The sequence below is a fragment of the Nonomuraea zeae genome, from assembly GCF_005889725.1.
GTDB lineage: Bacteria > Actinomycetota > Actinomycetes > Streptosporangiales > Streptosporangiaceae > Nonomuraea > Nonomuraea zeae.
In genome coordinates this window covers 1-2,633 of sequence record NZ_VCKX01000590.1, presented here as the reverse complement: position 1 = coordinate 2,633, position 2,633 = coordinate 1, and the positions used below count along the sequence as shown (strand labels likewise).

At 71.5% G+C, this 2,633-nt stretch carries 2 protein-coding genes; both read right to left on the bottom strand.

Features of this window, described 5'->3' with window-relative positions:
* Nucleotides 1-1,737 (bottom strand): ATP-binding protein (locus ETD85_RS61520; protein ID WP_170247498.1); only part of this gene is annotated, 1,737 nt, incomplete at its 3' end.
* Nucleotides 1,738-1,851: 114 nt separating this feature from the next.
* Nucleotides 1,852-2,633 (bottom strand): DUF8094 domain-containing protein (locus ETD85_RS64250; protein ID WP_170247497.1); only part of this gene is annotated, 782 nt, incomplete at its 5' end.

Sequence of the window (2,633 nt, the reverse complement as noted above, 5' to 3'; positions counted from 1 at the left end):
CCACCCCTCCTCCTCCCCGAGCAGGAGCAGCGACAGGACATGACCGATGAGGAACGCCTGGCGATCCGCCGGGGCCCGAAGGTGCGGGAGCAGCGTCACGGCACGATCCATCCAGGCCAGGTGCCGTGCGGCCGGCCACGCCCCGGTGAAGGGCGTGGCGAGCAGGAGCATGGCCTGTACGGCCAGCGCCGGGCGATGCTCCAGGTCCGGCACGGCCGCCTCCACGTCGGCCATGCCGTCCTCGAAGCTGCCGAGGTGCAGGAGCAACTGCCCCAGACGCAGCCTGATCTCCCCGCGCTCGCCCGCCGGCAGGCCGGGGTCGGCGAGCACCTGCTCCAGCGCCTCGCGGACCAGCTCGCCCAGGCCGAACAGCGGTTCCGCGGTGAGCGTCGCCGCCTGGCCGAGCTTCTGCGCCAGCCGCACCCGCCGGTCCACCGGATGCTCCGCGGTGGTCAGCAGTTCGTGGAGCAGGGCCACGCCGGTCTGGTCGTCACCCGATTCCAGGGCCAGCTCGGCGCTGGCCTCGGCGTAGCGGAACCACTCCGCGACGTCGCCCGCCTCGCGGAAGTGGCGGCACAGCCGTACCGCGGGAGGGTGTTCCCGGTCGCGGAGTGACACCGCGGCCCGCTCGTGCAGCAGGCGCCGCGTCGGGATCGGGATCGCGTCGGCCACCGCGCGCGAGGCCAGCACGTGGCGGAAGGCGAAGGCGCCGCGCGCGGTCTCGCGCATCAGCCCGCTCGCCAGCGCCTCGGCCAGGCTGTCGCGCGTGGCGTGCTCGTCCAGGCCGGCCACGGCGGCGATCAGCCGCTCGTCCGAAGGCGCCTCCAGCACCGCGGACGCCTGCAGCACCGCGCGGGTGGCCGCGGAGAACCTGGCGACCCGTTCCAGCACCGAGTCCCGCACCGTCGGCGGGACCTGCAGCTCCGCCATGAGCCGCCGCCGCCACCCGGTCTCGGTCCGGAAGATGTCGCGCCGGTCGCGCATCAGCCGGACGGTCTGCTCCACGGCCAGCGGGATGCCGCCGGTGTGCTCGCGCAGGAACGCCGCGAACTTCTCCGACACCTCCGTGTCCGAGAACATCGACGCCACGAAGGCCCGCGTCTGCGGCACGTCCAGGGGCTCAAGGGAGACGCGTTCCTGCGTCATCCTCCGGGGCAGGCGCGAGGTCAGTCGCAGCAGCGGGGATCGTTCGCTGACGTCCGACGGGCGGTAGGTGGCCACGATCGAGCGTCCCCCGGCGCGCGACGCGCAGAGCATCAGCAGCCAGTCGAGGGTGGCGGCGTCCGCCCAGTGCGCGTCCTCCACGACCAGCACGTCGATGCCGAGGGCGTCGATGAGCTCGGTGAGCGCGCGGAACAGCCGGTGGCGGGTCTCCTGGGGATCGGCGAGCGACTCCAGCGCGGGCGGCAGCAGCGTGCTCCACTCCGGGAACAGCGGGCGTAACGCTCCGGCCAGCGGGCTCAGGTCGAGTGCGCCGAGCCGATCGTGGAAGAGCCGCAGCCCGTCGACGACGGCGCCGAGCGGGAAGGGCTCGCGCAGGTCCGGGCACACCGCCATCAGCACCCGCAGATCGCGCAGCGCGGGCGTGGCCAGGCATTCGTCGACCAGGCGGGACTTGCCGATGCCCGCCTCGCCCTCGATCAGGACGAGCGCGGCGGGCTGTGCGAGCGCGTCCACCACCGTCGCCATCGCGCCGGCCCGGCCGATGAGCGCCGGGCCTCTGGCGTCCAGTGTCACGCCTTCTGTCGCTTTTGCAGCATTCATTTCCCTACATGCATATACCTCACGATCAGTGGCATGACCATCCCCGTCCCATCCATCCCCGTCCCATCCAGCGGCGGACGGGACCGGCTAGGAGAACCAGTTGGCGCCGAGCTCCTGGATCGTCTTGCTGCCCTTGGGCACCAGCAGCGCCTCGCTCAGCACCTGGTTGATGCCCTTGGGCTTGTTGAGCATGGCGAACAGGAAGAAGGATCCGCCGTCCGCCGTGCGGAAGCCGAAGACCGAGCCCCGGCCGGCGAACCTGGCGTACAGCCCCTTGTTCACCGCGGGGAACGCCTTGCGGCTGTAGCTGTTCCTGGCCAGGCGGTAGCCGGAGGCGCCCTCCTTCTTCTCGTTGTTCCAGAAGTTCTGGTACTCCTCGGCCACGGCGCCCGCCATGGTGTTGTCCATGTCGGTGACGTAGCCGTCGGCGTCGAGCCGCGCCTTGGGCATCCGCTGGCCCCAGTGGATCGGGGTCGAGACGGCCAGCCGGAAGGGCTGCCCGGGGGTACGGAAGAACGCCAGCACGTGCGGGCGGGCATAGCCCTTGGTGTCCTTGTACGTCGCCTGCCCGATGAACCAGTCACCGATCGGCGGCTGCTGCTCCGGCCTCGGCAGGTAGACCGTCAGGGCGCCGGTCAGGTTGATCGGCTTGTGCCCCGGCTTCCACCCGAACGCCTCATGGTTGCCTTCGAGCACGGCCTCGTGCAGCGCCCCCTCCATGAACAGCGCGTCGAGCCGGGCGTCCTGCGTCCACCACTTGCGCTTCTTGAGCAGCGCGTTGTACTTGGTCACCCACTCCTTCACGGCCTGCCCGGCCTGGGGGGCGGTCAGCGCCGCCCTGGTCACGGGGCTGCCTCTTATACACATCT